This is a genomic window from Thioalkalivibrio sp. HK1 (assembly GCA_000583135.1).
Classification (GTDB): Bacteria; Pseudomonadota; Gammaproteobacteria; order HK1; family HK1; genus HK1.
Window position 1 is genome coordinate 1 of record JFBG01000073.1, and the last position, 4,514, is coordinate 4,514.

5 protein-coding genes are annotated in these 4,514 nt (G+C 56.9%); 4 read left to right on the forward strand and 1 reads right to left on the reverse strand.

The genetic code is table 11. The features are described 5' to 3' along the window. The first annotated feature begins 499 nt into the window (after positions 1-499). The 4 genes from BF99_RS21320 to BF99_RS0116670 all read left to right on the forward strand — a co-directional run bounded on the left by BF99_RS21320 (position 500) and on the right by BF99_RS0116670 (position 3,571). Entirely contained in the window at positions 500-760 is a 261-nt protein-coding gene (locus tag BF99_RS21320; protein ID WP_038098830.1) for a hypothetical protein, read from the forward strand. Between the two features lie 78 nt (positions 761-838). Beyond that, a complete protein-coding gene (locus BF99_RS0116650; RefSeq protein WP_025771957.1) occupies positions 839-1,627 on the forward strand; it encodes an alpha/beta fold hydrolase in 789 nt (262 codons plus the stop codon). A gap of 186 nt (positions 1,628-1,813) precedes the next feature. Further along, entirely contained in the window at positions 1,814-2,848 is a 1,035-nt protein-coding gene (locus tag BF99_RS0116660; protein WP_025771958.1) for an LLM class flavin-dependent oxidoreductase, read from the forward strand. A 168-nt stretch (positions 2,849-3,016) separates the two neighbouring features. Next, entirely contained in the window at positions 3,017-3,571 is a 555-nt protein-coding gene (locus BF99_RS0116670; protein ID WP_025771959.1) for a pyridoxamine 5'-phosphate oxidase family protein, read from the forward strand. 56 nt (positions 3,572-3,627) lie between these two features. Here BF99_RS0116670 and BF99_RS0116675 read toward each other — a convergent pair whose 3' ends face one another. Continuing rightward, complete coding sequence (locus BF99_RS0116675; protein WP_306699960.1) at positions 3,628-4,512, reverse strand: type ISP restriction/modification enzyme; 885 nt, start codon at positions 4,510-4,512, stop codon at positions 3,628-3,630. Between the last annotated feature and the right edge of the window lie 2 nt (positions 4,513-4,514).

Below are 4,514 nucleotides of genomic sequence, written 5' to 3' on the forward strand. Positions count from 1 at the left end.
CGCACGCTTTTTCCGATGGACACCTTGCTCGCTAATTTACCCTAAAACGACGGCGGCTGCGAAAAGGCGCCGTGCGCCTGCCTCCCGTTTCGCTCCCGAGCCGGACGAGGGTGGCAGGGTGGCGATCTCTACCGGATCCGAAAGGGGTTTGAGGCGCAGGCACCCGCTCGCGCCCCTGTTCTGCGCCCCGAAGTTTATGGCGATGCTCGCTTTGACTTGGCTTCTCACCCGGTGCCCTTTCGCCAAAAAACGATGTGGCACCGATGATCGGATCGCCCTTCGAATCCTCTTTCAGCGGGCTGACGGCGACCATTAGAAGGCCATCCGTCCTTGTCGGCGGGAGTGATACCCCTTATCGGTCCGGTTCGATGGTCGAGGTTTTTCCGCATCGGGAAGGTCGTACGGGCACTTTGGTGCTCAATCGTCCCAATCCCGACCTGCATCCTCGGTGGCTCTGCCAAGCCCACCGGCGACAAGGAATCCGAGGAGCATAAAAGAGGTGCCGCCCGACGATATCCAAGCGAATCTCGGGCATTACCGGCTGAAAGAGCGCGGGAGTCTGTGCGGTCAGATCCTCGGTGCGAGAAGAAAAGGAACGCCTCTCTTTGCCTCCCCCACCCTGTTTCGCATCATCGGGAATAATATTCGCCGGATGTTGGAAGGAGAGTGCTGGAAGGATGATGCGCAAACAGAATCCCGGATCATTTTCGACTCCGAACCTGTGATAATCCTGCGCAAAGGGACTCTCACCCGCCCCTGATTTTGATCGGCCATCCATCGACCATCCATCGACCATCCATCGACCATCCATCGACCATCATCGAAGGCGACCCGTCAAATGACCGACTCCTCCCGCTCCGTCGCCGAAGGCCCGCATAAGACCCGAAAGGAAAGCCCTAGGATCGGCGATTTTTCCCTTCTTTTATTGCACGGGGTGGGGTTGAGGGCGGAGTTTTGGGGGGCGCAAATCGATGGTTTGAAGGATCGATATCCAATCATCGCCCCCGATCTGCCCGGGCACGGAGATGCAGCGCCTCTGGATAAGACTTGCCCTGACTTGGACGACTACGTCGAGTCCTGCCGCCGATACATCGACCGGCCCGTTGCGATCATCGGCCATTCGATGGGAGCGATGATCGGCGCCGAACTTGCGGCGATCTGCACCGAGCATGTGCGGGCTTTCGTCTCGCTGAACGCGGTCCATCGCCGCGATTGCCAAGCGAAAGCGGCGGTCTTGGCCCGCGCCGAGGGTTTGGCGCAAAGCGAAAGAATCGATCCGGGGCCGACTTTGCAACGCTGGTTCGATGATCGAAAATCTGCGGCGGCGAAGGCTTGCGAGGGATGGCTTCGCAACGCCGATCCCAAGGGCTATGCCGCGGCCTATCGTGTTTTCGCCCAATCCGACGGGCCGGATGACAAGACGCTGGAAGGGATCAACGCTCCTTGTCTGTTCATCACCGGAGAATGCGATCCCAACTCGACCCCGCAAATGTCGCAGGCGATGGCGGCGAGGGTTCGGCAAGGCAGTAGCCTTACCATCGAAGGGGCGGGTCATATCATGCCCTTGACTCACGCCGACGAACTCAACGCCGCGCTTGCGTGTTTTCTTAGGGATTACACCCAATGACCGAAGATTTGCCACCGGTGATGGTTCGACGAATATCATTTCAAAGACTATGGACCCGGACCCGGCCGGGGCATCGAAGGGCGGTGCGATGATCATAGAGAAGGCCAAGACTCATCAATGCCTTGGCATCCATGGATAACCGCTGGATAACCACGAAACGGCGCAATCTCCACAGGGGTTCGAATCATGAAATTTTCGCTCTTCGTCCATCTTGAAAGCGGTGAGGAGGCAGGCAGCCACACCGAACTGCGCCAGGAATTCATCGGGCTTTGTCGGCTGGCGGAAGAAGGAGGGATGCACGCGATCTGGACCGGCGAGCATCACGGGATGGAGTTCACCATCTCGCCCAACCCTTTCTTGACCATCGTCGATCTCGCCCACCATACCCGCTCCATTCGCTTGGGAACCGGCACCATCGTCGCCCCTTTTTGGCATCCGATCCGCTTGGCGGGGGAAGCGGCGGCCGCCGATCTGATCACCGGCGGCAGGCTCGATCTCGGCATCGCCCGCGGCGCCTATAACTTCGAATACGAACGCCTGATGCCGGGGATGGAAGCCTTCGAAGCCGGGGCGCGGATGCGCGAGATGGCTCCCCTCCTGCGCCGACTCTGGCAGGGGGATTGCGCACACGAGGGCGAGTTCTTCCGCTTCCCCGAAACCACGGTGATGCCAAGACCGGTGCAAAAGGACGGCCCTCCGATCTGGATCGCCGCCCGCGACCCCGACAGCCATCTTTTCGCGCTCAAGAACGGATTCAACGTTCAGGTCACCCCGCTTTGGCAGGGGATCGAGGAGATCACGGTATTGATGCAGCGATTCGAAAGCGCCCTTGCCGCCACCGAGGTGGCGCGCCCGAAGATCATGCTCTTGCACCATGTCTATGTGGGGGCGAACGAGGAAGATCTGGAGCGGGCGGCCAAGGAATTGAGCCGTTTCTATTGTTATTTCGGGGCTTGGTTCGCCAACCAGCGGCCGGTGCGTCAAGGCCGGATCGCGCCTTTGAGCCAAGAGGAGATCGAGGGCAATCAACGGATGAGCCCGGCGGCCATGCGGCGGGATCTGACGATGGGGATGCCTCGGGAGGTCATCGATCGCATCAAGCGCTTCGAGGATATGGGGTTCGATGAGTTCTCTTTTTGGATCGACAACGGGATGAGTGCCGAAAGAAAGAGGGCTTGCCTGCAACGCTTTATCGATCAGGTGATGCCTGCCTTCGGCTAAGCGCACCTCTTTCATCGAAGAAGGGAACGACGCCTTGCAACTCGGCGATGCGCCGCCAAGGTTTCGGGCGATCAAACCTTGGCGATCGAATCCCTTTCGAAACGCTTCTTCTTCGATTCGATTTTTTTACGCATCGAACATACAAAAACAAAAAGGATAGAACCGACCATGGGAAAAGTTTACGAAACCATCGATGACGAAGTGGCGGCCTTCATCAATTACCAGCATATCTTTTTCGTCGCCACCGCCCCCAGAGCCGACGATGGCCTGCTCAACTGCTCGCCGAAGGGGATCAAAAAGACCTTCAAGATCATCGACCCCCGCACCGTGGCCTATCTCGACTTCACCGGCAGCGGGGTGGAAACGATCGCTCATCTCAAAGAAAACGGGCGGATCGTCATCATGTTCTGCGCCTTCGACGGGGCGCCCAATATCCTGCGCATTTACGGCAAGGGCGAGGTGATCGAACCGCACCACCGGGATTTCGACGATCTCTATGCCCATTTCGATGATTATGTCGATGTTCGCTCCATCATCCGGGTCGATATCGGGCGCATCGCCGATGCCTGCGGTTTCGGGGTTCCTCTTTATGAATTCCGCACCGAGCGAGAATCGCTTTTCAAACATGCGAGAAGCAAAGGTCCGAAAGAGATGGCCGACTATCGCTCGAGAAAAAATCGCAGCAGTTTGGACGGCCTGCCCGGGTTGGATCTGCCCGATTAGATAGCCTTCCAATCGATTCTTCTTGGTATTATCTTTTTCGAAACGATCGATACGAGTCATCGATGCGCATCGAGATCGCCGGCAAAAGGCTGCGGTAATCCACGAATGATGCGGTCGCTTTCGATGCTGATATAAACCAAGCGGCGAATCAGATCCAAGAGATCTCTCGGATCGTCGAAGCGATGATTGGCATCGTTGACGATACCGATCTCTTCATACTCCTTGATATGCATCCGATCGATCAACCATCCCAAGGGGGTGCGACCGTTGACTTGGTAGGCATGGGCTTCGGGCGGGATCCCCTCCAAACGAACGAAATCGTTGACGATCAAAACATCCTTTCGCTCCTTGTCGGCGAAACGCATTTTGCGCTTGCCCATAAGACATTGCTCCGCCGAGGGTTCGGGCGATCCGTCGGCGCACTTCGTTTGCAAAGGGTACAGCGAAGCCCTTTCATAATCGAGATGAAGCGCAGCCAGCGCCTTACCGGCAAAGGCGAAAGCATGAAAATCCGGAGCGAAGGGGATGCGCGGCAGGGATTTTTTCAAATCGAAGGCGAAGCGCTCTTTATATTCCGGTGAATGGAAGAGACCGTAGACATAGTAGAAAATATCATCCTTGGTGATGGTATCGTCTCGGTATTCGGCGATGAATCTCTGCAAGGCGGCGTCGGTGATATTGTCGATTCTCTCGAACGCATCGATGGTTTCTCTGTCTTTTTCGAATAGGTTCTCCTTGGCCGGTGCTTTCTTTTCATAACGCCAGCGGGGGAGACATTGACATGCCGATAGCAGACCCAAGTCCGGCATTCTGTTGACGATTAGGGTGGAAAACGGAACTGGCGAGCCGATGCCGGGGACGCAGATTACGAGATTTTGTGATGAGGCAGAGTTAGCAAGTAAACCAAGAGAGCGAGACAGATAGAGCGAGTCATTCAGCAGCA